The sequence below is a fragment of the Nocardia violaceofusca NBRC 14427 genome (genome assembly GCF_963869435.1).
Lineage (GTDB): Bacteria > Actinomycetota > Actinomycetes > Mycobacteriales > Mycobacteriaceae > Nocardia > Nocardia aobensis.
This window is the reverse complement of sequence record NZ_CAWMPM010000026.1, coordinates 66,667-88,096: the sequence shown is the minus strand read 5'-3', so window position 1 is coordinate 88,096 and position 21,430 is coordinate 66,667. Positions and strand designations below refer to the sequence as shown.

Here is a 21,430-nt window from a genome sequence, read left to right as displayed (position 1 = left end):
GTGGCGTGGAGGCACGTGATCCGAGTGGGGTCATCGGGCCGGTTGAGAGCGTGCTGCTGCACAATCACGGGGCTATGAATTTATTGTTTTCGATCGTTCCGCTGGCGGTGGTGGACTCCGCGAACGTCCTTGCGTTACTTGCGGTTTCCTTTGCATGGATATCGAGCGCATCGCGGTGGGCATATGCGAGGACAGCCGTGTCGTTCATGATCGGTGGGATCTGCGGGCTGGCGCTTACCCTGGTGTTCTCGTTCACGGTGATCCTGCAACTTGTGCACCGGGCCCTCAACTCTCTGTCTCCGGAGGCTGTTGCCGCGATCGTGGTGGTCATCGCGCTACTGGTCATCGCTGTGGCGGTGCATGGATTCGTCCGCCCACCGATGTCGCTGCCGGTGCATCACGATCTGCACCCGGTCGCAGCCAGCGCGCTCGGTCTGATCACCTGGACGGCCCAGTCGCTGACCTCGGCACCGTTCTACGGGGCCATCGCCGTCATGGCCAACGAGACCATCGCCTCGCGGCTGGGACTGTCCACGGTCTTTGTCGTGATCGCGGTTGCGCCCGTCACCGCACTCACGATCGCGCTCTTACTCTGTCCCACCACCGCCGGACACCGCATGCTCGGCTACCTGCAGGCAGCGCTGCCCATGACATCTCGGGTCCTCGCGGCAATCCTCATCGTCGCCGCCGTTGCCGCAGCCGCGATCGGGCTTACGATCATCCTCAGATAGCTGCGCGGGATCGGACGCCCATCAACGGGGCGGAGGGCTCGGCCCCCTTGACGGGGGCATCCCGGCCGGCCGGGAAACTCTCAGGCGCCCCAGACGGGCGCCTCAGGCGTATCTGCAGGAAGTACGCGACCTGAGCAGTGCCAACACGTGTAAAACAGGACTATTCATAGGGATTACGCATAACTGCTGTGTGGCGTGGTCTAGGCTGCGATTTGCTCGACGGATCTGTCCCACCGCCCGCCGACACCGAAAGGCACACACAGTGGTTCGTGGAAGACTTTTCGCTTCGATACTCGCGTTGACCGCCGCTGTACTGGTCAATGCAGCCGGACCGGCCAGCGCAACGACCAGCATATGGATCGGGAGAGCGTTCCCAGACGCACACGGCGACTACAGCTGGTGGGTCGTCGCCGAGATCAGCTACGTCTGCGAACCCGGCCAGGCCAACGCCCTGTGGGTCAAGGTCGAGTCCGAACAGTTCAAAAGCCCGGAAGGCCAACCCGTCCGCATGAAAGACGAGGCTCTGGATCGGGTGACCTGTGACGGCGAATCTCGGCAGGCGAAGGTCAGGGTGCCATTGGGCCACGACTACGGCGAGGGCCCGAAGCGCGCAGATGCTCACGACGGCGACGGCAATGAACTCATGACGCATTACTACGATGGCCATGCGGTCGAGATCACCGCCGCGTTCGCCTACCTGCCGCCTGACGCCGAGGACATGAGCCAGGTCGAGATCCATAAGGACACCACCGAGAACCAGACCCTGACTCTGACTCAGGAATAGCCCTCGGCCCGCCCCGGTCCGCACCGCTGCGTGCGATCCTGGAACGTGAGAACCGGCCAGATACCGCTGGCCGGTTCTCGTTGTGTTCGCGACGTGCCCGTTGCCCCGATCCGCACCGCAGCCGAAACCTCCCCTCAGGCCGCAGCCGCGGATCCTGCCCCCATCGCACGACGATGGTCCTCCGGATTGGTTGGCTGACAAGCCTTTACAGCGCATACGCGCCTCTGACGTGCCAGGATGAAGCGCATGACTCCGGTTCCCGAAGGCCATGCAGTTCCCGCCGATCCGACCCCGGTGAGCGGCTACGACAGCATCTCCGAGGGGTACGCGGCAGAAAACGAGACCGGCCTCCTGCACGCGTACTACAACCGGCCCGCGATCCTGGAACTCGCCGGGGAGGTGTCCGGGCGGCGAATCCTCGACGTCGGCTGCGGCCCGGGCCTACTGTTCGCCGCGCTGCGTGACCGCGGCGCGGTCGTGACCGGCATCGACGCGAGTACCCGGATGCTGGAGCAGGCCCGGCAGCACCTCGGCGCAGACGCGGATCTGCGAGTCGCCGACCTGGCCGACCCGTTGCCCTTTTCCGATGGCGAGTTCGACGACGTCGTCGCGTCTCTGGTGTTGCATTACCTGCGGGATTGGGGACCGGCTCTCGCCGAGTTGCGACGCGTGCTGGTCCCGGGCGGCAGGCTCATCGTCTCGGTCGAGCATCCTTTCGCCAACTTCCTCGGACAGCGGTTGGCCGGAGACTCGGCCGACTATTTCCAGACCCGCAACCGGATCGACGAATGGACCATGGGCGGCCAGACCGCCCGACTGAGTTTCTGGGACCGGCCGTTACACGCGATGACCGACGCCTTCACCGCGGCCGGCTTCCGCATCGGGGTCATCAGCGAACCGCCGGCCCTGCCCGCCGCTCGCGATCTGATCCCCGAGGTGCTCGGCGAGAGCACCGACAACAGATTCCTGTGCTTCCTGTTCTTCGTCCTGCACGCCGACTGACACTCGCATTCAGTCGTGAGCCGCGAAGGCAGGATGGTGCAACGACCAGCCGACCCGTTCGATGTGAAGGAGGCGACCTGAGATGACCGGACGCCCATTGTCCGTCGAGGAATGCGACCGACTCTGGAAAGCCTGGACGCCCAGCGAAGTCGCCGAACGACTGTCGGGCACCCCGACAGCCTGGTATGTGGCGGCCGGGTGGGCGCTGGACCTGTTCGTCGGCGGTCTCGAACGTGCGCACTCCGATCTCGAAATCGGTATTCCCCGTGAGCGATTCGACGAAATCGCGGACGCGTTCCCTGGCTACGAATGGGACGTCGTCGGCGACGGGCACGCCTGGCCATACCCGGAGGAAGCCGGCAACCACCATCAGACGTGGCTGCGAGAGCCGGCGACCGGGCTCTATCGCCTCGACGTATTCCGCGAGCCACATTGCGGCGGCCGATGGGTGTGCCGCCGCGACGCCTCGATCACCCTGTCCCACGACGAGCTGATTCTCCACACCGCCGACGGCATCCCTTACGTGATCCCCGAGGTCGTGCTCCTGTTCAAGGCGAAAGCCCGGCGAGCCAAGGACGAGGCCGACTTCCTGCACGCACTCTCCGCGATGGACACCTCACGGCGTTCCCGATTGTCCGGATGGCTGTCGCGAGTGCACCCCGGCCATCCCTGGTTGGAAACCCTCGCGAATTACGGCGCCCTCGAGCCGAATGATCACGTATCAAAAACAGAGTATTTATGAGACGGTCGGGCGATCGTGGGCGGTTGTGAGATTCCGGTAGACAGTTGCGCGGGATACACCCAGGGTCGCGGCGATCTCGTCGACAGTGTATTCGCCGGAATCCCGCATGTGCCGCGCGGACTCGACCATTTCCGGGGTCATCGCGCCCGGGCGGCCGCGGGCGGTCCGGGGTCGTGAGGTGGTGACGGGCCGCTCCGGTGTACGCGTGGTGTCACGAGGCGGCGGCCCACCCAGCAGTCGGTGCACGCCGTCGAGAATCGCTGCGCGCAACTGTTTTTCGGGTTGGTCGGCGAAGAACACCACCGGATCGCTCAGCGCCGCGTAGATCTGCGCGGCCCGTACCCGCGCGGTGAAATCGGCGTCGGGGCCGGCGAGTAGGTCCTGCGCGGTCAGGGCGATGTCGCGCAGCCGCCGATAGGTCGCGGTATCGGCCGACAGTGCCTGGTCCTGCATGTGGATCCGCAGCACTGACCGATGCCGGAGCCAGGTATCGAGGAGCCCTTCTGCCACCGCCCACCGTCGTGCATCCGCATTCCCGATGGACCGGACGGATTCGAGCATGGCCTCGGTGTCTGCCAGCAACGGTTCGACCAGAGCGACGACGATGTCGATCTTGCTCGAAAAGTGATAGAGCACAGCAGTTTTGGTCAGACCGACCTGCTCGGAGATTTCCCGCACGGATACCGCGTGGTAGCCACGTTCGGCGAACATCTCCAGCGCGGTGCGCAGGATTCGAGTACGCGAATCGTCAGTCACGGTTCCGAATTCTACCCCTTGACTGACCGGCGGTCAGCGACCTATCGTGGGATCACTGACCAATGGTCAGTAATTGTGAAACAAGGAGGACGCGATGAAGAACGAGCGGATTCTCATTTCCGGTGCCGGTATCGCCGGCCAGGTGTTGGCGTACTGGCTTGCGCGACACGGATTCCGGCCCACGGTGGTCGAACGAGCAGCCGGGCTGCGGACCGGCGGCCAAGGGGTGGATATCCGCGATCAGGCGATCGAGGTGGCCGACAAGATGGGAATCATGGCGCGGGTGCGGGATGCCGCGGCCGACGTCGCGGGAATGAGGTTCGTCCGCGCCGACGGACGCGACCTCGCCCGGATCGACATGCAGGGAATCAAGGACAAGTACGGCAGCACCGAGGCGGAGATCATGCGTGGCGATCTCGTCCGGATCCTGCACGACATCACCGAGGACAACGTGGAGTACATCTTCGGTGACTCCATCCGCGGACTCGCGCAGGACGACGGCGGTGTCACCGTCACCTTCGAACACGCGCCGATGCGACGGTTCGACCTGGTGATCGGCGCAGACGGCCTGCACTCGACGGTCCGGCGACTGGCCTTCGGCCCGGAGTCCGACTACGTCCGCCACATGGATCACTACTTCGCCTTCGGAAACACCGACTCGGCGCTGGGACCCGATCGATGGATGACGGTCTTCAATACTCCCGGACACTTCGCCGGGATCTACCGCTCGGGCAACCACCCTCAGGCCAAGGCGTATCTCATGTTCCGCAGTCCGCGGCGGGATATCGATCCGCGCGACCAGGAGGCGGCGCGGGCGCTGCTCGCCACCGAGTTCCGTGGCGAAAACGCCTGGCACGTACCGGAATTGCTGAAGGGTGTACTCGCCGATCCGGACGCCTACATCGACACCCTCGGCCAGGTCCGCATGCGGTCATGGTCGATCGACAGGGTCGCGCTGGTGGGCGACGCCGCCTACTGCGCGTCTCCGGCCTCCGGCGCCGGGGCCGAACTGGCGTTGACCGGGGCCTACCGGCTCGCCGGTGAGCTCGCGGCCGCCGCCGGTGACCATCGCCGCGCCTTCCGTCGGTACGAGCAGGCCCACCGACCATTGGTCGACCGCAAACAGGAGATCGGCCCCAACCTGCGACTGATGGCGCCGAAATCACGGGCGGGCATTGCGGTGCGCAATCTCATCACCCGCCTGCCGCTCCTGGAATCGATGGCCGGAATGGAACGCATCATGGCGCCCAAGGCCACCGAGCAGCTACCCGACTACGACCTGCCCGCAGCTTCGATCGCGAAATGAACCTGATTCGACTACCGACCAGGCGACCGACTACACGGTTCGGCCGAAATCAGGAATCGTTGTCCTTGCGAAGTTCGTCCGGCGGTTTGTTCTCGGTGATCTGCTCGTCGACCGAGTCGGCGAAGGCGGTACCGGCGACCATGCCGTCGGTTCCGGGTACGACGACGCTCGCGCGTGCACCCGGCTCGTAGATCTCGTCCAGCCTTTCGGCTTCCTTCTTCGCCTGCTCGCGGGTTTTTTCATCCGGTTCGGGTGCGACCGTCTCGGCGGGCTTCGTGGTTGACTCCGATGTGTTCTCCGTCATACCGCAGTGGTTCCCGCCCATCCCGCTCTTACACGAGCTCTGCGATCATCGAGGGTCGGCGTTCGACATCGGGGCCGGTGGGAGGAAACACGAATGACCACGATGCGGCGGTTCTGGATCGAATTCGATCCGGACGAGAACTACGACGCCCGATTCCGGCGGGGTGCCGGCGTGACCGGCGTCGACGCGCGGGATTGCCTGTCGATGGTTGCGGCCCAGTTCCCCGACGGAGTACTGCCGACCGTGCACCGGATTACCGTCGACATCTCGCTGGCAGAACCGCTGCCGGGGAATCCCCGCTTTCTCGGAGTCCCGGCGTGGCGTGGCGTGTGGTACCCACCCGCGAATCTTGCGACCGGGCCGACTCACGACATCGACCGACGCGGTGCTCCCGCCGTCTACTTGACGCCGGTCACGGCTTCACGAGGCCGAGTGCGGGCCGGCGAGACCCCTCACAAGACATTCACGTGGTGGGACGAGATCCCCCACATCGATGGACTGCACTGGGCGCTGGTCGGCATGCACTGCGCTGAGCACCGAGACGGAATGCGGCAAATTGCCTCAGCGCTGCGTGACGCCTGCGCCGCGGATCCGACCCTGGCGCTGTTGGTGCGCGACGCGCTCGACTACATGATCGCGTGGCGACCGACGCCGGACGAATGGTTCGATCCCACCAGAATCAGGTTCGCCGATCAGGAGGCACTCGGCGAGTACCTGCGAGCCTTCCGCGACTACCTGCTCGGAGATCGCGCGGAGCCGATCTCGGTCTCCCCTACTGCTCGACCTTGCGACTGGTGAATTCGAAGGATCCGCCGTCGATGCCCCAGGAGATGATCCGTTCGGGGTGGATGCGGATGACGGCGCGTTCCTGGGGCGGGAACGGGGGCTCCTCGTCGTCGAGTGCGACGGCCGTGCCGCGCACCTCGATGCCGCGAATTTCGTACGGCTCCAACGAAACCTGTTGGTCCACGACGAACGACACGCGGCTGCCCGCCTCGACGTTGCGGTACTTTCGGCTGGCGCGCATCCGCATACCTCCGATGTCGATGGTGCCGTCGGCGTTCACCCGATAGTTGGTCGGATTGTTCTGCACGACGCCGTCGGGCGACACCGTGGCCAGACGACCGATCCCGGCCTCGGCGAGGAACTTCTGTTCGTTGATGGTGAAGGTCATGTCGATCACTCCTCGGTGAAGTCGAAATCAGGTGTGCCCCCGGCGATCAGCCGGAAGTGGCGGTGGCGCCGAGCGCGGATCTTTCGACCGCTCGTGCCGAAATCTATCAGCGCTAGCGACTAGAGCGAAGGTAGCATGCCTGCCGATAGATTGTCTAGTGCCGCTAGGTTTTCGATCAGGGCAGTCGATCGCGCTCGCATACACGGCGATCTCGGCGGCACCGATGAATTTTCTGTGCCCCCGCCGTCGACACCTCTGGATACACCGACCGCACTGGGCCCGGTCCAGCGCGGGAAATGCACAGGGAGGCAACGATGGACACCGACAGACCCGAGCATGAATCCACCCGGTCAGTGATCGACACGAGCCAGCAGGGGGCGCAGTGAGCCGCACGAGAGTATTGGTGGCGGGCGCGAGTATCGCGGGGCCCGCGCTGGCCCACTGGCTCGTCCGGCGGGGCGCCGAGGTGACCGTGGTCGAGCGAGCCCCCGAGCTGCGTCCCGGCGGGCAGGCCGTGGACGCGCGTGGCGTGACCAAGGAGGTCATCCGGCGGATGGGGCTCGACGCCGCGGTGCGCGCGGCGCGCACCGAGTCCGCCGGTGCGTACACCGTGGACGCGGACGGCGCGGTGCTGGAGACCTTCCGCGCGGACGACGACGGCGGCGACGGGTACATCACCGAGATCGAGATCCTGCGCGGCGACCTGTCCCGGGTGCTCTACGACGACACCCGCGACGATGTCGAGTACCTGTTCGGCGATCGGATCGCCGAGCTCACCCAGGACGCGGACGGGGTCGACGTCGTCTTCGCGAGCGGCGCGCGGCGGCGCTTCGACCTGGTGATCGGGGCGGACGGACTGCACTCGGCACTGCGCGCGATGGTCTTCGGCCCGCGCGAACAGTTCATCCGTCACCTCGGGCAGGCGCTGGCTTTCTACAGTGTGCCCAACGAATTCGGCATCGACCGCTGGCTGATCGACTTCCAGGAGTCCGGGCGGTCCGCCGGCCTGCGCCCCATCCCGGACACCACCCACGCGATGGCGATGTTCTCCTTCCCCGCCGCCGACCTCGACGTCGATTACCGCGACGTCGAGGCCCAGAAGCGTCTGCTCCGCGACCGGATGGCCGGCATGGGCTGGCTGACCCCACGCATCCTCGGGCACCTGGACGACACCCCGGACTTCTACCTCGACCAGGTCGCCCAGGTGGTGATGGATCGCTGGTCGAGCGGACGAGTGGGGTTGCTCGGCGACGCCGCGTTCAGCTCGTCGCCGCTGTCCGGGCAGGGCACCGGGCTGGCCCTGGTTGGCGCCTACCTGCTGGCCGGTGAGCTGGCGGCCGCCGACTGGGACCCGGAAGTCGGATTCGCCCGCTACGAGGAACAGATGCGCCCGTACGTCGAGGCCAACCAGGAGATCGGCCGATTGCACGCGCGCAGCCGCGAGGTCCCCGGACCCGACTCCGAGCCGAGCCCCGATTTCACCGGCGAATGGTTCACCGAGCTGCTCGACCGTGCGCTCAACGGCGTCGAACTGCCCGACTACACGGGAGTGCCCGACTCCAGGGCCACGGCCGCGCCTGCGACCGGCTCATCAGCCGGACTCAGGTAGACCCCGCCGAGCCGAGTGCATCCACCGCCCACTCTCCTGTGCCGGAGGACCGGTTGGTCTCGGTGCTCGGACCGAAAGTGGACGAACAGACGCACAGCGCCGCGAGAGGCGGACCCCGAGTCAGAACATTCCGTTCGGGATCTGATCGGGTTCCGGGACGGGCTGGACGACATCCCAATGCTCGACGATCCGCCCGTCCTCGAGCCGCCAGATGTCCACGACGGCGGCATCGGGCTCATCACCGCCGGGAGACATACGGTAATGCAGCACTACGTAGTCGTCCTCGGCGATGACCCGCACGAGTTCGAGAGTTGCGCCGGCGACCGGGGCGGTGGTGATGAACTCGATGAATTCGTCACGCCCGCTCGGGTTTCCGGGGCTGTGCTCGATGAAGTTCTCGTGCAGCAGGGTGCGGAGTACGTGGATGTTTCCTGCCGCGAACTCTCGGAATCCGTCGACGACGAGTTGCTTGTTGGTTCTGTCCATGTGACGACTGTCGCGGACATGCGCGGGGTGCGTCGATTACATGGGGTGTAATGGCGGCCGCGCGCGGTGACCGAGCAGACTCTGGGCATGACGAGCGACCGGACGATCGGAGAACTGCTGCGCGAATGGCGCCACCGCAGTCGCTCGAGTCAGCTGGACCTGGCGATTCAGGCGGAGGTGTCGCCGCGCCACATCAGCTTCGTCGAGACGGGACGCACGATTCCCAGCAGCGCGATGGTCCTTCATCTGGCCGAGCAGCTTCGGGTGCCCTTGCGGGAACGCAATCGGCTGCTGGTCGCCGCCGGGCATGCGCCGGTGTTCCGGGAGCATCCGCTGCACGATCCTGATCTGGCCCGAGTGCGCGAGACGGTCCAGCAGGTGTTGCTGGGGCACGAACCCTATCCGGCGCTCGCGGTGGATCGTCGATGGAATCTGTTGTCGGCCAACAGCGCCGTCGACGTCTTTCTGCAAGGAGCCGATCCGGCGCTGCTGAAGCCGCCGATCAACATGATGCGGGTGGGGCTGCATCCGGATGGGCTGGCGCCGAGACTCCGCAACCTGGAACAAGTGCGCGGGTACCTGCTCCCCCGGCTCGCCCACCAGGCCGCGCGCACGGGAGATCCGCATCTGCACGCGTTGTACGAGGAACTGGCGGAGTTCGGCCCCGCACACGAACCTCCGCCTCCCGACCCCACCGACATCGCACTGCCCATCCGGATCGCGCATCGCGGGACCGAGCTGTGCTTGGTCAACACGGTGACGACGTTCGGCGCGGCCTTCGATATCACGCTCGACGAGATCGCCATCGAAGCCTATTTCCCCGCCGATCTCGCGACCCGCCGGTTCTTCCGGGCGAGCGGAACGTCCGACGTTTCGCCGTAGCCGGTCCTGTCCGAGACTCGGACCCGACTGCAGATGCCGGCTGGTACCCTCGCCTCGTGCCTGTGATCGTCGCCACCATCACCCCGAAGCCCGACAAATTCGACGAGGTCGCGGAAGTTCTCACCCGCCTCATCCCGGAAGTCCACACCGAAGACGGATGCGAGCTCTACGCCCTGCACCGGGGCAAGGACCGTTTCGTGTTCGTCGAGAAGTGGCGGGACATGGCAGCGCTGGGTGCCCACGGCGGCTCACCGAACCTCAAAGCCTTGAACGAAGGACTCCAAGGGCTGGTAACCGGCACGCTGGACGTCCAAGTCCTCGAAGCCGTCCCGGCGGGCGACCCGGACAAGGGCGCCCTCTAGTTCCGTTAAGCCGCGGGTAACTGCCCGGGCCGCTGTCGACAGCGGCCCGGGCAGTTGCTCAGACCCGCTCTTTCGAGCGCGTCCGCACGCGCAGCGCGATCGGCTTCTGGGTCTCGGCGAAGAAGTCGTTGCCCTTGTCGTCGACCACGATGAAGGCGGGGAAGTCTTCGACATCGATCTTCCAGACCGCTTCCATGCCGAGTTCCGGATATTCGAGGACCTCGACGTTCTTGATGCAGTCCAGGGCCAGGCGGGCGGCGGGGCCGCCGATGGAGCCGAGGTAGAAACCGCCGTGCTCCTTGCACGCCTTGGTCACCTGCGCCGAGCGGTTGCCCTTGGCGAGCATGACGAACGACCCGCCGGCGGCCTGGAACTGGTCGACATAGGAGTCCATGCGGCCCGCGGTGGTCGGGCCGAACGAACCCGACGCGTAACCCTCGGGGGTCTTGGCGGGACCGGCGTAGTAGACGGCCATATCGCGCAGGTACTGCGGCATCGGCTCGCCGGCGTCGAGGCGCTCCTTGATCTTGGCGTGCGCGATGTCGCGGGCCACCACCAGCGGACCGGTGAGCGAGAGCCGCGTCTTCACCGGATACTTCGACAGTTCGGCGCGGATCTCCGACATCGGCCGGTTGAGGTCGACCTTCACCACGTCACCGCCGAGGATCTCGTCGGTCTGTTCCGGAAGGTACTGCGCCGGTTCGCGTTCCAGCTGCTCGAGGAACACGCCCTCGGGGGTGATCTTGGCCAGCGCCTGCCGGTCGGCCGAACACGACACCGCGATCGCGACCGGGCAGCTCGCACCGTGGCGCGGCAGGCGGATCACACGCACGTCGTGGCAGAAGTACTTGCCGCCGAATTGTGCGCCGATACCGAAGGATTGGGTCAGCTTGAAGACCTCCTCCTCCAGCTCCAGATCCCGGAAGCCGTGCGCGGCCATCGAACCTTCGGTCGGCATGGCGTCGAGATAGTGCGCGGAGGCGTATTTCGCTGTCTTCAGGGCGAATTCGGCGCTGGTGCCGCCGATGACCACGGCCAGGTGGTACGGCGGGCAGGCGGCGGTGCCCAGCGAGCGGATCTTCTCGTCGAGGAATTCCAGCATCCGGGTGGGGTTCAGGATGGCCTTGGTTTCCTGGTAGAGGAACGACTTGTTCGCCGAGCCGCCGCCCTTGGCCATGAACAGGAACTTGTAGGCCGGATGCGTGGGATCGCCTGCGGTGGAATACAACTCGACCTGCGCCGGCAGGTTCGAGCCGGTGTTCTTCTCGTCCCACATGGTGATCGGCGCCAGCTGCGAATACCGCAGGTTCAGCTTGGTGTAGGCGTCGAACACACCGCGCGAGATCCATTCCGCGTCGTCGGCGCCGGTGAGCACACCCTCGGACTTCTTGCCCATCACGATCGCGGTACCGGTGTCCTGGCACATCGGCAGGATGCCACCGGCGGAGATGTTGACGTTCTTGAGCAGGTCCAGCGCGACGAAACGGTCGTTACCGGAGGACTCCGGATCGTCGATGATCTTGCGCAGCTGGGCCAGGTGCGCCGGGCGCAGATAGTGGCTGATGTCGTGCATCGCCTCGGCGGTCAGCATCCGCAGTACGTCGGGGTCGACCTGCAGGAACGTACGTCCGCCCGCTTCGAATGTGCTGACGCCCTCGGTGGTCAGCAACCGGTAAGGGGTCTCGTCGGCTCCGGTGGGAAGCAGATCCGAATAGCGGAACTCAGGCGCGGTCACGAATCGCACTCCTTGTGTGTCTGCGGGTGCACTCGGCCGGCGGGAGAACCGCTCGCGGCCGAAACAACGCTCCGACTCTAATCAGCACACCGCGTCACACCGAGGTCAGGCCAGCCTAATCTTCATTGCCGAGTACAACGGTTGCACCTTCAACGTGGTGGGTGTAGGTGTCGATCCGATACCGCGACTTCGGGTATCGCCGACAGCGGGAAGGCAATACCATGACCGACGCAGAACCCTGGAGAGGAATTGTGACCGAACCCCGTTGGCTCGACGATCTCGAAACGCGAGCGTGGCTCGGCTTCGTCTTCACCCGTGATCTCATCGCCGCCGCCGTCGGCCGCGACTCCCTGCGCGCCTCGAATCTCACCTACGTCGAGTACACGGTGCTGGCCCGGCTGGCCGACGCCACCGACCACCGGCGCAGCTTCGCCGAACTCGCGTCGGTGCTGGAATGGTCGCAGAGCCGGCTCTCCCACCAGATCACCCGCATGGAGAAGCGCGGGCTAGTCGCCCGCGAGGCCATCCCCGACGACGCCCGCCGCACCGCCGCCGTTCTCACAACGAAGGGCGCGGAAGTGCTGGCCACCGCCGCTCCCGCCCACGTCGAGAGCGTGCGGCGGCATATGATCGACGTCCTCGACCGCGACCAGCTGGCCGCACTCGCCGACATCTACGACACGTTGCTGACCCATCATCGCGCGCCGGATCCGGGCGGCGAGGCCTGCATCGACCACAGCGGCGCCGTGCCGCGCGAGCCCAGTCCGCAGCCGGGCTGATGGGGTGGCCGAGCACACACCTTCGCGACATGTTTCGATTGTTCGCCAGCGGGTATCGAGTGAGACTAGGCTCGACTGCGGCTTCTCGACGGCAGCCACGCGCGAGCGACCCCGACGAACCGACCTCCCTTAGGAAAGGGGCACGAGTTTTCATGTCCGACGTGTCCATCGGCCTCTCTCCGGATTCGATACCGGCGGGTCCGGTCGAGAATCTGCTGCCGCAACTGGTCGAACATCTGCGACAGAATCGCACTGAGCTACGTGAGGAATGGGCTCGTCGTATCGGGGACGCCGCACTGCTGACCGCGATGACCCCGGAGGAGATCTTCTCCGAGGCCACTTCCATCTACGACAACTACGTCGAGGCGCTGCAAACCGGTAGCGTCGAGGCGCTGCAGGCCTACGCCCGCGACCTGTCCGAACGCATCATCCCGCGAGGCGTCGAAACCGACGAGGTCGTCGGCATCGTGCTGCTGCTGCGAGATGTGCTCGCGCGCAGCCTGTTCGAGAAGTACCAGTCCGACTTCGAACTGCTCAAGCGGGTACTGGATGCCTACGAGCCCGCGGCCAACCGGATCGCCAACACCGTGGCCATTTCGTTCGTGCAGGAGCGCGAGCGCGTCATCCGCCAGCAGCAGGAAGCCATCCGCGAGCTGTCGACGCCGGTGCTGCAGGTGCGCGAGCAGCTGCTGATTCTGCCGATCATCGGCGTGCTCGACAGCCAGCGCGCCCGCCAGCTCACCGAACAGCTGCTGCGCGCGATCCGCGCCAATCGCGCCAAGGTGGTCGTCATCGACATCACCGGTGTTCCGATGATCGACTCCACGGTGGCCAACCACCTCGTGCAGACCGTCGACGCGTCGAATCTGATGGGTGCCAACGTCATCATCACCGGCCTCTCGTCGGAGATCGCGCTCGCGCTGGTCACCATCGGCCTCGATCTGACGAAGATGAACGCGGTCGGTGACCTACAGGGTGGTATCGAGGAGGCCGAGCGACTGCTCGGCTACGAGATCTCGAGACTTACCGACCGCGACGGACGGTAGTCAAGGCCCCCTCATGCCGGTACCCATTCTGAAGCAGGGCACCTACCTGATCGCGTCCGTGCAATCGGCGCTCACCGACGCCGATACCGAACGCCTGCAGGACGACTTGATGACCTATGTCAGCAAGTATCGTGCCCAGGGAATCATCGTCGACGTCACGGCGATCGACGTCATGGACTCCTTCGCCGCCCGCTCCCTGCGTACCATCGCGCACATGACCAAACTGCGGGGTGCGGAGACGGTCATCGTCGGTCTGCAGCCCGAAGTGGCGTTCGCGATGGTCCAGCTAGGCCTGACCTTCGAGGGCATGCATACGGCTCTGGACCTCGAGGAGGGGCTGGCCTGGCTCAACAGACAGCTGCCCAACGGCCGGCGAAGCGGTCGGTGATCGTGGCCTCCGACAACATGGTGATAGCGGTGAAGGTGTCGGGCGACATCGTGACCGCGCGACAGGCAGGGCGGGAGCTGGCTGCCGAGCTGGGTTTCACGTTGACCGACATCACCATGATTTCCACGGCCATCTCCGAGATCGCCCGCAATATCACGAGTTACGCCGGAACCGGTGAGATCCGGGTCGCGGTGCAGGAGCGCGACGGCCGCCGCGCCCTGGTCGTACAGGCCCAGGACCAGGGGCCGGGTATCCGGGACATCCCCCGGGCGCTGGAAGACGGCTACTCCACCGGCCGCGGACTCGGGCTGGGGTTACCCGGCGCGCGACGGCTGATGGACGGATTGATCGTGGAGTCGGCGCCCGGACAGGGAACGCTGGTGGAGATGTGGAAGTGGGTACCCACCGGTGCATGAGGACGGATCGGTCGGCACTGTCGAATGGGCGGTGGCGGGCCGGGCCCTGCCGGGTCAGCGCGTCTCCGGGGACCGGTCGGTGGTACTCGACGCCGGCGACGGTTCGGTGCTGTTCGCGGTGCTCGACGGACTGGGACACGGGGCCGCGGCAGCCGATGCCGCCGACCGGGCCGCGCAGGTACTCGCCGACAATCGCGCCGAACCGCTCGACGTGCTGATGGTGCTGTGTCATCGCGCGATGGCCGACACCCGGGGTGCGGCGGTCTCGCTGGTGCTGTTCACCGGTGACGACGAACTGCACTGGCTCGGGGTCGGCAACGTCGAATCCCGGGTGGTCGCCGTCGGCCCCGGCAAGCCCGCGGTCCGCGCGACGGCGCTGCTGACCGGCGGGATCGTCGGCTATCTGCTGCCGCCGAATCTGCAGACCCAGACCGTGGCGATCCGGCCCGGCGATGTGCTGGTGATGTCGACCGACGGCATCGTCAGTGATTTCGTCGACACCCTGGATCTGGCGCAGCCGACCACCGATATCGCCGACGACATCCTGCGCCATTACGTCAAGGACACCGACGACGCGCTGGTGCTGGCCGCGCGCCACCGCGGTCCGATCGCGGGTGCCTCGTGAGCCGGCCGGGCCGGCCGACGAGCGCACCCCGGGTGCGGCGATGAGCGCGGTACTGGCCGCGTTCCGCGAGGCGTATGCGAATGCGCTTCGGCTGCACATGGATTCACCCACCCAGAACACGCTCGCCGAAGGGTACGAACTCGGCCGGCGCGCACTGGTCGAGGGTGTGAGCATTCTGGATCTCACCGAGCACCACTTCCGGCTGCTCGACGAACAGGGTCTGATCGCCGGCCCCGCGGCGCAGCAACTCGACGGTGACGCCGCGCAGCGCGCGCAGGCGGCGCTGGAATTCCTGCTGCAAACCCTCGCCGCGCTCGATGTCGCTACCCGCGGGTTTCTCGACAGCACCCGCAGCTACGAATTGCAGCGGCTGCGCGCCGAGGATCTCGAGGGCCGCGACGCCTTCCGCACCGCACTGGTGGAGTCGCTGCAGGACGGCTTCTTCGTCGCCGCCGACGACGGAACCATCACCGAGGTCAACTCGGCCTTCGGCGCGCTGACCGGATACGGGCCCGACTCCGTCCCCTACCCGCTGCCGCATCCGTGGACCGACGACGAATCGGCCACGCACTATCCGGCGCTGGGCACCGAGGCCGCCCGATTCGTGATGCCGGCCCGCCATCGCGACGGGCGGCGGGTGTGGCTGGCGGTGAGTACGTCGTCGCTGCGCAATCCGGAAGACGACGAGCGGCTCTTCGTCGGCACCATCCGCGACGTGACCGCCGAACACGACGCCCAGGCCCGCGACCAGGCGGTATCGCTGCTGGCCACCGCAGTGGGCGCCGCCACCACGGTGGCCGAGGTGCTGTCGGTGGGGCTCGAGGAACTGCGCCGGGCCATCGGCGCGGAAACCGCCGTGGTGTCGATGTGGGCCAATCGCCAGACCGCACCCGAGTTGTACATCTCGGGCCCGGTGGCCGGCGGCGACGCCGTCTCCCGGCAGGTGATCGACGCGCGGGCGCGGGCGCTGCTGGACCGCACCCGGATGCGGCCGCATCGCGCCATGTTCGCCATCCCCGAAGGCGCGTCGAGTTCCGAGGGCATCGTGGCGCCGCTGGGTGAAACCGGTGACGCCGCACTGTGGGTGCGCTTCGCCGCCCCGCGCGCGATCAGCTCGGGTGACTGGGCGCTGTTCTCGCTGCTGGTCGGCCACCTCAGCCTGGCCGTGCAGCGCGCCCGCAACTTCGACCAGGCCCGCTCGACCTCGCTGACGTTGCAGCGGGCCATGCTGGGGCCGCTGGAACTGCCGCCGGGATTCGCGGTGCACTACGAACCGGCACTCCCCCCGCTCGAGATCGGCGGCGACTGGTACGACGTGGTGCAGCTGCGCGACGGCACCCTGGGCATCGTGGTCGGCGACTGCGTCGGCCGCGGCCTGTCGGCGGCGGTGGTGATGGGCCAATTGCGCACCGCGGCACAGGCTTTGCTGCTGCGCGGCGCCGGTCCCGCCCAGCTGCTGGCCGAACTGGACGCGGTGGCCGCCCGCATCCCCGGCGCCATGTGCACGACGGTCTGCGCCGCCATCCTCGATCCCGCGCGCGGGCTGGTGCGGTACTCCAGTGCCGGGCATATGCCGCCCGTGCTGGCATCGCCCGGGCAGACCGGCCGGCTGCTCGAAGGCGGGCGCGCGGTACCGCTGGCCACCTTCGACACCCCGAATCGGCCCGAGGCGACCACCGCGATCGAACCCGGTTCGACGCTGGTGTTGTTCACCGACGGCCTGGTCGAGCAGCGCGGCATCGACATCGATATCCGGTTCGATCAGATCGCCGACGAATTGTCCGGCGCCGCAACACATCTGCCGCGCGAGGTGGCCGACGCGGTGCTGTCGCGGCTGCGCCCCGACGCCGGCTACGACGACGATATCGCGATGGTGGTCTACCGCCAGCCACCGCAACCACTGCACCTGGACATCCCCGCCGAACCCGCACGGCTGTCGGGTGTGCGCCGCGCCCTGACATCGTGGCTGTCCGCGGCCGCCGTCGGCCACGACCTCGCCGCCGATCTGGTCGCCGCCGCCAACGAGGCCTGCACGAACAGCATCGAGCACGCCTACACCCCCGGCGCTTCCGGCCACGTGACACTCACCGCCGCCCATGTGCGCGGCGCGGTATGTCTCGAGATCGTCGACACCGGGACGTGGCGGCCGCCGCCCGAGGATCCGGGCACCCGCGGGCGCGGGCTGTCCATGATGCGCGCCCTCGCCGACGATGTGGAGATCGAGCAGACCGATGCCGGCACGCGGGTGCGGTTGACCACGAAACTGCCGTTGGTGACGTTCTCGGCGGCGAGCAGGGTCTGAGCTCAGTCCGTCGCCGGTAGCGCGTTTCGCGTCTCGATTCCGAGGAGGCCGAGGGCGAAATCGGCGTACTCGGTGGCGATCTGCTCGGGAGTCGCGGGCCCGTCGAGCCGGAACCACTGCGGCAACGACGTGCACATCGTGGCGATCGCCCGGCCGGCGACACGCGCGTGCGCGGCGGGCAGGTTCGCCTCGGCCAGGGCGGTGTCGATGTCCGCGTCGAGCAGATACTGAATCTCGTTGCGGGATGCGGTGATTCGCCGGCGGTTGTCCGGTGTGAGACTGCGCATCTCACTCGCGCCGATGAAGGCCAGCTCGCGGCGGTGGGTGTGGAACAGGGCGAGGGCCTCGACCACGCGGATCACACGGTCGCGGCCACCGATCGCCTCGCCGCGTGCCGCCCTTGTGCGCCAGTGCAATTCGTCCATGGTGAGGTCGAGCGCGCGGACGAGAAGTTCCTGTTTGTCGCGGTAGTGGTGATAGACGCCGGGCACGCTCATCCGGGCGCGGTGGGCGATCGACCGCATGGTCGCGCCGTGATATCCGGTCTCGACGAAGGAATCGATGGCGGCGGCCAGGACCGGATCGATGTCCAGCGGCGGGAATTCGCGCCAGGCGCGGGCGATGTCGCGCTCGGGCGCACCGCTCGTTCGCAGGCGCCGACGCGCCGGCCGCGACGCGGGAGATTCGTCGATCAGCCAGGCGACCGTGGTGTCGAGCGCCGCGGCCAAGGCACGCAGCCGGGCGATCGAGACGCCGGTCTTGTCGTTCTCGACCGCGCTGAGGGTGGCCGGACTGACGCCGATCCGTTCCGCGGTCGCGCGCAGCGACAGCCCGGCATCGGTTCTCGCCTGCCGCACCCGGCTGCCCACACCGTGTCGATCCTGCTCCGCACCACCCATGATGTTCAGAATACCTGAACAGCGATGCTGCGCGAAGAACACCGAATTGACAGGCGTTATCTTGCCATGCGAGTCTGCATGACAGGTGATTGCCGAGCGATCGTTCGGCGACTGAGATCGAGGAGTGGACGTGACGATCGAGCTGTCCCTGCCGCCCGAGGTACACGAACTGACCGAACGTACCCGCGACTTCATCCGCGATCGGGTACTGCCGCTCGAGGATGCGCACGACGGCGATATCACCGCGGCCGGTGGCGACACGTTCCGCGTCGAACTGCAGCAGGCCGCGCGCGACGCGGGTGTCTTCGCGCCGCACGCGCCGGTCGAATACGGCGGCCACGGTCTCGGAATGTCGGACCGCGCGCCCGTCTTCGAGGAGGCCGGCTATTCGCTGTTCGGGCCGACGGCGCTGAATATCGCCGCGCCCGACGAGGGCAATGTGCACATGCTCGCCCATATCGCGAACCCGGAGCAGAAGCAGCAGTTTCTCGCGCCGCTCGCGCACGGCGATGTGCGGTCCGCCTTCGCGATGACCGAACCGGCGCCCGGTGCGGGCTCCGATCCGTCGGCGCTGGCCACCCGCGCGGTCCGGGCCGAGGGCGGATGGCGGATCAACGGCCGCAAGTGGTTCATCACCGGCGCCGACGGCGCGGGCTTCTTCATCATCATGGCCCGCACCTCGGGAGAGCCGGGTCAGCGCGGCGGCGCGACCATGTTCCTGGCGCCGGCCGACACTCCCGGCATCCGGGTCGGACGCCACCTCGACACGCTGGATCGCTCGATGGTCGGCGGGCACTGCGAGGTCTTCTTCGAGGACCTGCTGGTGCCGGACGCGGCCGTTCTCGGCGAGGTCGACCGCGGCTTCGAATACGCCCAGGTCCGTCTCGGCCCGGCCCGCATGACGCATGTGATGCGCTGGCTCGGCGCCGCCCGCCGCGGACACGACGTCGCGGTCGCGCACGTGGCCCGGCGCGAGGGTTTCGGTTCGCGCCTCGGCGACCTCGGCATGGTGCAGAAGATGATCGCCGACAACGAGATCGATATCGCCGCCACGCGCGCGCTGCTGACCCGCGCGTGCTGGGAACTCGACCGCGGCGAGCCGGCCGCCAACGCCACCTCGATCGCGAAAACCTTTGCCGCCGAAGCCATTTTCCGGATCGTGGACCGCAGTATGCAGATGTGCGGCGGCCTCGGCGTGTCCGGCGATCTGCCGCTGGCGCGGCTGTCGCGCGAGGTGCGGCCCTTCCGCATCTACGACGGACCGTCCGAGGTCCATCGGTGGGCGATCGCCAAGCGTGCGGTCGGCGCCGCGAAGCGCGCATTGCGAGAAGCCGAATGAGCCTGCCCGGAATGGATGTCGCCGCGCTCGAGCGGTTCCTGCGGGAACAGGGCGTCGGCGTGCGCGGTGAACTGCGCGTGGACCTGATCAGCGGCGGCCGGTCGAATCTGACCTTCGTCGCCTCCGACGAGGTGTCGCGGTGGGTGGTGCGCCGCCCGCCGGTCGCGGGGCTCACCCCGTCCGCGCACGATATGGCCCGCGAGTTCACGGTGACCCACGCCTTGCGCGAATCGGCGGTGCCCGTGGCGAAGACGGTCGCCTTCGACGCCGACGGCGCCGTACTCGGCGCGCCGATGACCGTCGTGGAGTTCGTCGACGGCACCGTGATCCGCGATCAGGACGATCTCGCCGCACTCACCGACACCCAGATCGATGCCGCCGTCGACGAACTGGTCCGGGTACTGGCCGAGCTGCATGCCGTGGATCCGGTCGCGGTCGGACTCGAAAAGTTCGGTCGCCCGGACGGATTCGTGACCCGGCAGGTCAATTTGTGGGCCTCGCAATGGGAACGGGTGAAGACCCGCGAACTTCCCGACGTCACGACCCTGCACGCCGCGCTGGCCGAGGCTGTGCCGGACCGGTCGGCCGCCTCGATCGTGCACGGCGACTTCCGCATCGACAACACCATTCTCGATGCGCACGATCCCGGCCGGGTCCGCGCCGTCGTCGACTGGGAGCTGTCCACCCTCGGCGATCCGCTCACCGATGTGGCGTTGATGTGCGTGTACCGGGCACCGATCTTCGATCTGGTGCTCGGTTCGCCGGCAGCGTGGACCAGCCACCGCATGCCCGGCGCCGACGATCTCGCCCAGGCCTACGCCACGGCCTCGGGCCGCGATCTCGGTGAGTGGGGTTTCTATCTCGCCCTGGCCAATTTCAAGCTCGGCGTCATCGGTGAGGGCATCACCCACCGCGCGCTGCGGGGCTCGGATGCCGGCTCCGCCGCCGAACGCGCGGCCGAGGCGACACCGGAGTTCATGGCCGCCGGCCTGCGCGCACTGAAAGGAGTCCGGAAGTGACCGGAAATCGTAAGTCCGCCCTGATCAGCGGAGCGTCCCGCGGAATCGGGCTCGGCATCGCGAACCGCCTTGCCGAACAGGGCTATTCGCTCACCGTCACCGCCCGCGATGCCGCACGCCTCGACGAGGTCGCCGCGCAACTGCGGTCGGCCGGCGCGACGGACGTCGTCGCCGTGGCCGCCGACATGTCCGATACCGACGGCGTCGACCGGGTGGTGGCCGAGCACGCGAACCGGTTCGGCACCCTGTCGGCGCTGATCCTCAACGCGGGCGTCGGCACCGCCGGTCCGCTCGCCGACACCTCGATGCGGCGCTTCGACAAAACCCTCGCGGTCAATCTGCGTGCGCCGCTGCAACTCATCCAGGGCGTGCTGCCGATGCTGCGCGCCGCCGCCGCGGCCGCACCGGACCGCGGCGCGAAAGTGATTGCGCTGTCGTCGATCACGGGCGTCTACGCCGAAGCCGGACTCGCCGTCTACGGCGCCGCCAAGGCAGCGCTCATCTCCCTGATCGCCACCCTCAACGCCGAGGAATCCGGTTACGGCATCAGCGCCACCACCCTCGCTCCCGGCTATGTCGACACCGATATGAGCGCCTGGATCCACGACCGCATCCCGCCGGAGCAGATGCTCGCCGTCGGCGACATCATCGAAATGGTCGATGCCCTGCTGCGGTTGTCGTCGCGGGCGGTGGTGCCGAACATCGTGCTCTCTCGCGCGGGCACCGACGCCTACCGCGCATAGC

24 protein-coding genes are annotated in these 21,430 nt (G+C 67.2%); 18 read left to right on the top strand and 6 right to left on the bottom strand.

What is annotated here, in order from left to right:
- Positions 1–5 precede the first annotated feature (5 nt).
- The 4 genes from AC5592_RS21995 (at position 6) to AC5592_RS21980 (ending at position 3,259) form a co-directional block, all read left to right on the top strand.
- Positions 6–731, top strand: coding sequence for a hypothetical protein (locus tag AC5592_RS21995; protein WP_157122113.1), 726 nt, complete (start codon positions 6–8; stop codon positions 729–731).
- A gap of 298 nt (positions 732–1,029) precedes the next feature.
- Positions 1,030–1,515 carry a hypothetical protein gene (locus tag AC5592_RS21990; protein ID WP_063065297.1) on the top strand — a complete coding sequence of 162 codons (486 nt, stop codon included), beginning with the start codon at positions 1,030–1,032 and terminating at the stop codon, positions 1,513–1,515.
- Between the two features lie 246 nt (positions 1,516–1,761).
- On the top strand, positions 1,762–2,517 hold the full coding sequence (locus tag AC5592_RS21985; protein ID WP_063065354.1) for a class I SAM-dependent methyltransferase: 756 nt from the start codon (positions 1,762–1,764) through the stop codon (positions 2,515–2,517).
- A gap of 82 nt (positions 2,518–2,599) precedes the next feature.
- Positions 2,600–3,259: a nucleotidyltransferase domain-containing protein gene (locus AC5592_RS21980; RefSeq protein ID WP_063065296.1), complete on the top strand. Its 660-nt coding sequence runs from the start codon at positions 2,600–2,602 to the stop codon at positions 3,257–3,259.
- On the opposite strand, the gene AC5592_RS21975 is transcribed toward AC5592_RS21980, so the two are convergent.
- Positions 3,254–4,015: a TetR family transcriptional regulator gene (locus tag AC5592_RS21975; protein WP_063065295.1), complete on the bottom strand. Its 762-nt coding sequence runs from the start codon at positions 4,013–4,015 to the stop codon at positions 3,254–3,256. The two genes, AC5592_RS21980 and AC5592_RS21975, sit on opposite strands and share 6 nt — an antisense overlap.
- A 94-nt stretch (positions 4,016–4,109) precedes the next feature.
- On the opposite strand from AC5592_RS21975, the gene AC5592_RS21970 reads away from it, so the two are divergent.
- Positions 4,110–5,321, top strand: coding sequence for an FAD-dependent monooxygenase (locus tag AC5592_RS21970; RefSeq protein WP_063065294.1), 1,212 nt, complete (start codon positions 4,110–4,112; stop codon positions 5,319–5,321).
- A gap of 49 nt (positions 5,322–5,370) precedes the next feature.
- On the opposite strand, the gene AC5592_RS21965 is transcribed toward AC5592_RS21970, so the two are convergent.
- Positions 5,371–5,625 carry a hypothetical protein gene (locus AC5592_RS21965; RefSeq protein ID WP_063065353.1) on the bottom strand — a complete coding sequence of 85 codons (255 nt, stop codon included), beginning with the start codon at positions 5,623–5,625 and terminating at the stop codon, positions 5,371–5,373.
- A 171-nt stretch (positions 5,626–5,796) separates the two neighbouring features.
- On the opposite strand from AC5592_RS21965, the gene AC5592_RS21960 reads away from it, so the two are divergent.
- Positions 5,797–6,423 (top strand): hypothetical protein, encoded by a 627-nt coding sequence (locus AC5592_RS21960; RefSeq protein WP_157122110.1) that lies wholly within the window; start codon positions 5,797–5,799, stop codon positions 6,421–6,423.
- Here AC5592_RS21960 and AC5592_RS21955 read toward each other — a convergent pair.
- Positions 6,398–6,799, bottom strand: coding sequence for a PPOX class F420-dependent oxidoreductase (locus AC5592_RS21955; RefSeq protein ID WP_036501984.1), 402 nt, complete (start codon positions 6,797–6,799; stop codon positions 6,398–6,400). The two genes, AC5592_RS21960 and AC5592_RS21955, sit on opposite strands and share 26 nt — an antisense overlap.
- Positions 6,800–7,181: 382 nt before the next feature.
- Here AC5592_RS21955 and AC5592_RS21950 point away from each other — a divergent pair, with 382 nt between their 5' ends.
- Positions 7,182–8,408 carry an FAD-dependent monooxygenase gene (locus tag AC5592_RS21950; protein WP_063065292.1) on the top strand — a complete coding sequence of 409 codons (1,227 nt, stop codon included), beginning with the start codon at positions 7,182–7,184 and terminating at the stop codon, positions 8,406–8,408.
- 120 nt (positions 8,409–8,528) lie between these two features.
- Here AC5592_RS21950 and AC5592_RS21945 read toward each other — a convergent pair whose 3' ends face one another.
- Positions 8,529–8,894, bottom strand: a complete 366-nt coding sequence (locus AC5592_RS21945) for a nuclear transport factor 2 family protein (RefSeq protein ID WP_063065291.1) — start codon at positions 8,892–8,894, stop codon at positions 8,529–8,531.
- An 87-nt stretch (positions 8,895–8,981) separates the two neighbouring features.
- Between AC5592_RS21945 and AC5592_RS21940 the strand changes: the two genes are divergently transcribed.
- Entirely contained in the window at positions 8,982–9,776 is a 795-nt protein-coding gene (locus AC5592_RS21940) for a helix-turn-helix domain-containing protein (protein ID WP_063065352.1), read from the top strand.
- A gap of 56 nt (positions 9,777–9,832) precedes the next feature.
- Positions 9,833–10,138, top strand: coding sequence for a putative quinol monooxygenase (locus AC5592_RS21935; RefSeq protein ID WP_036501917.1), 306 nt, complete (start codon positions 9,833–9,835; stop codon positions 10,136–10,138).
- Positions 10,139–10,196: 58 nt separating this feature from the next.
- Here AC5592_RS21935 and AC5592_RS21930 read toward each other — a convergent pair whose 3' ends face one another.
- The gene (locus tag AC5592_RS21930) at positions 10,197–11,873 is read right to left on the bottom strand and encodes a fumarate hydratase (protein ID WP_051024658.1); all 1,677 of its coding nucleotides are present in this window, start codon (positions 11,871–11,873) and stop codon (positions 10,197–10,199) included.
- A gap of 251 nt (positions 11,874–12,124) precedes the next feature.
- Here AC5592_RS21930 and AC5592_RS21925 point away from each other — a divergent pair, with 251 nt between their 5' ends.
- The 6 genes from AC5592_RS21925 to AC5592_RS21900 all read left to right on the top strand — a co-directional run bounded on the left by AC5592_RS21925 (position 12,125) and on the right by AC5592_RS21900 (position 17,429).
- Positions 12,125–12,652 (top strand): MarR family winged helix-turn-helix transcriptional regulator, encoded by a 528-nt coding sequence (locus AC5592_RS21925; protein ID WP_084506998.1) that lies wholly within the window; start codon positions 12,125–12,127, stop codon positions 12,650–12,652.
- Between the two features lie 152 nt (positions 12,653–12,804).
- Positions 12,805–13,698: an STAS domain-containing protein gene (locus tag AC5592_RS21920; protein WP_030518330.1), complete on the top strand. Its 894-nt coding sequence runs from the start codon at positions 12,805–12,807 to the stop codon at positions 13,696–13,698.
- Between the two features lie 13 nt (positions 13,699–13,711).
- The gene (locus tag AC5592_RS21915; protein ID WP_030518329.1) at positions 13,712–14,086 is read left to right on the top strand and encodes an STAS domain-containing protein; all 375 of its coding nucleotides are present in this window, start codon (positions 13,712–13,714) and stop codon (positions 14,084–14,086) included.
- Between the two features lie 17 nt (positions 14,087–14,103).
- Positions 14,104–14,502, top strand: coding sequence for an ATP-binding protein (locus tag AC5592_RS21910; protein ID WP_174372303.1), 399 nt, complete (start codon positions 14,104–14,106; stop codon positions 14,500–14,502).
- Positions 14,495–15,127 carry a SpoIIE family protein phosphatase gene (locus AC5592_RS21905; protein ID WP_036501922.1) on the top strand — a complete coding sequence of 211 codons (633 nt, stop codon included), beginning with the start codon at positions 14,495–14,497 and terminating at the stop codon, positions 15,125–15,127. Before AC5592_RS21910 ends, AC5592_RS21905 begins: the two co-directional genes overlap by 8 nt.
- The gene (locus tag AC5592_RS21900; RefSeq protein WP_371507394.1) at positions 15,117–17,429 is read left to right on the top strand and encodes a SpoIIE family protein phosphatase; all 2,313 of its coding nucleotides are present in this window, start codon (positions 15,117–15,119) and stop codon (positions 17,427–17,429) included. Before AC5592_RS21905 ends, AC5592_RS21900 begins: the two co-directional genes overlap by 11 nt.
- A gap of 2 nt (positions 17,430–17,431) precedes the next feature.
- Here the strand turns inward: AC5592_RS21900 and AC5592_RS21895 are convergent, their stop codons facing one another.
- Positions 17,432–18,328: a TetR-type transcription factor C-terminal domain-containing protein gene (locus AC5592_RS21895; protein WP_063065350.1), complete on the bottom strand. Its 897-nt coding sequence runs from the start codon at positions 18,326–18,328 to the stop codon at positions 17,432–17,434.
- Between the two features lie 130 nt (positions 18,329–18,458).
- Between AC5592_RS21895 and AC5592_RS21890 the strand changes: the two genes are divergently transcribed.
- The 3 genes from AC5592_RS21890 to AC5592_RS21880 are packed head-to-tail and all read left to right on the top strand — an operon-like array spanning position 18,459 to position 21,429.
- The gene (locus AC5592_RS21890) at positions 18,459–19,667 is read left to right on the top strand and encodes an acyl-CoA dehydrogenase family protein (RefSeq protein WP_063065349.1); all 1,209 of its coding nucleotides are present in this window, start codon (positions 18,459–18,461) and stop codon (positions 19,665–19,667) included.
- Entirely contained in the window at positions 19,664–20,686 is a 1,023-nt protein-coding gene (locus AC5592_RS21885) for a phosphotransferase family protein (protein WP_063065290.1), read from the top strand. Before AC5592_RS21890 ends, AC5592_RS21885 begins: the two co-directional genes overlap by 4 nt.
- Positions 20,683–21,429, top strand: a complete 747-nt coding sequence (locus AC5592_RS21880; protein ID WP_063065289.1) for an SDR family NAD(P)-dependent oxidoreductase — start codon at positions 20,683–20,685, stop codon at positions 21,427–21,429. Before AC5592_RS21885 ends, AC5592_RS21880 begins: the two co-directional genes overlap by 4 nt.
- The last annotated feature ends 1 nt before the right edge of the window (position 21,430 follow it).

Bases quoted from the DNA above. Each gene is read 5' to 3' on its own strand.
- AC5592_RS21985 (WP_063065354.1), top strand. From the start codon at position 1,762: ATGACTCCGGTTCCCGAAGGCCATGCAGTTCCCGCCGATCCGACCCCG.
- AC5592_RS21980 (WP_063065296.1), top strand. From the start codon at position 2,600: ATGACCGGACGCCCATTGTCCGTCGAGGAATGCGACCGACTCTGGAAA.
- AC5592_RS21970 (WP_063065294.1), top strand. From the start codon at position 4,110: ATGAAGAACGAGCGGATTCTCATTTCCGGTGCCGGTATCGCCGGCCAG.
- AC5592_RS21965 (WP_063065353.1), bottom strand. From the start codon at position 5,625: ATGACGGAGAACACATCGGAGTCAACCACGAAGCCCGCCGAGACGGTC.
- AC5592_RS21955 (WP_036501984.1), bottom strand. From the start codon at position 6,799: ATGACCTTCACCATCAACGAACAGAAGTTCCTCGCCGAGGCCGGGATC.
- AC5592_RS21945 (WP_063065291.1), bottom strand. From the start codon at position 8,894: ATGGACAGAACCAACAAGCAACTCGTCGTCGACGGATTCCGAGAGTTC.
- AC5592_RS21940 (WP_063065352.1), top strand. From the start codon at position 8,982: ATGACGAGCGACCGGACGATCGGAGAACTGCTGCGCGAATGGCGCCAC.
- AC5592_RS21920 (WP_030518330.1), top strand. From the start codon at position 12,805: ATGTCCGACGTGTCCATCGGCCTCTCTCCGGATTCGATACCGGCGGGT.
- AC5592_RS21915 (WP_030518329.1), top strand. From the start codon at position 13,712: ATGCCGGTACCCATTCTGAAGCAGGGCACCTACCTGATCGCGTCCGTG.
- AC5592_RS21910 (WP_174372303.1), top strand. From the start codon at position 14,104: ATGGTGATAGCGGTGAAGGTGTCGGGCGACATCGTGACCGCGCGACAG.
- AC5592_RS21895 (WP_063065350.1), bottom strand. From the start codon at position 18,328: ATGGGTGGTGCGGAGCAGGATCGACACGGTGTGGGCAGCCGGGTGCGG.
- AC5592_RS21885 (WP_063065290.1), top strand. From the start codon at position 19,664: ATGAGCCTGCCCGGAATGGATGTCGCCGCGCTCGAGCGGTTCCTGCGG.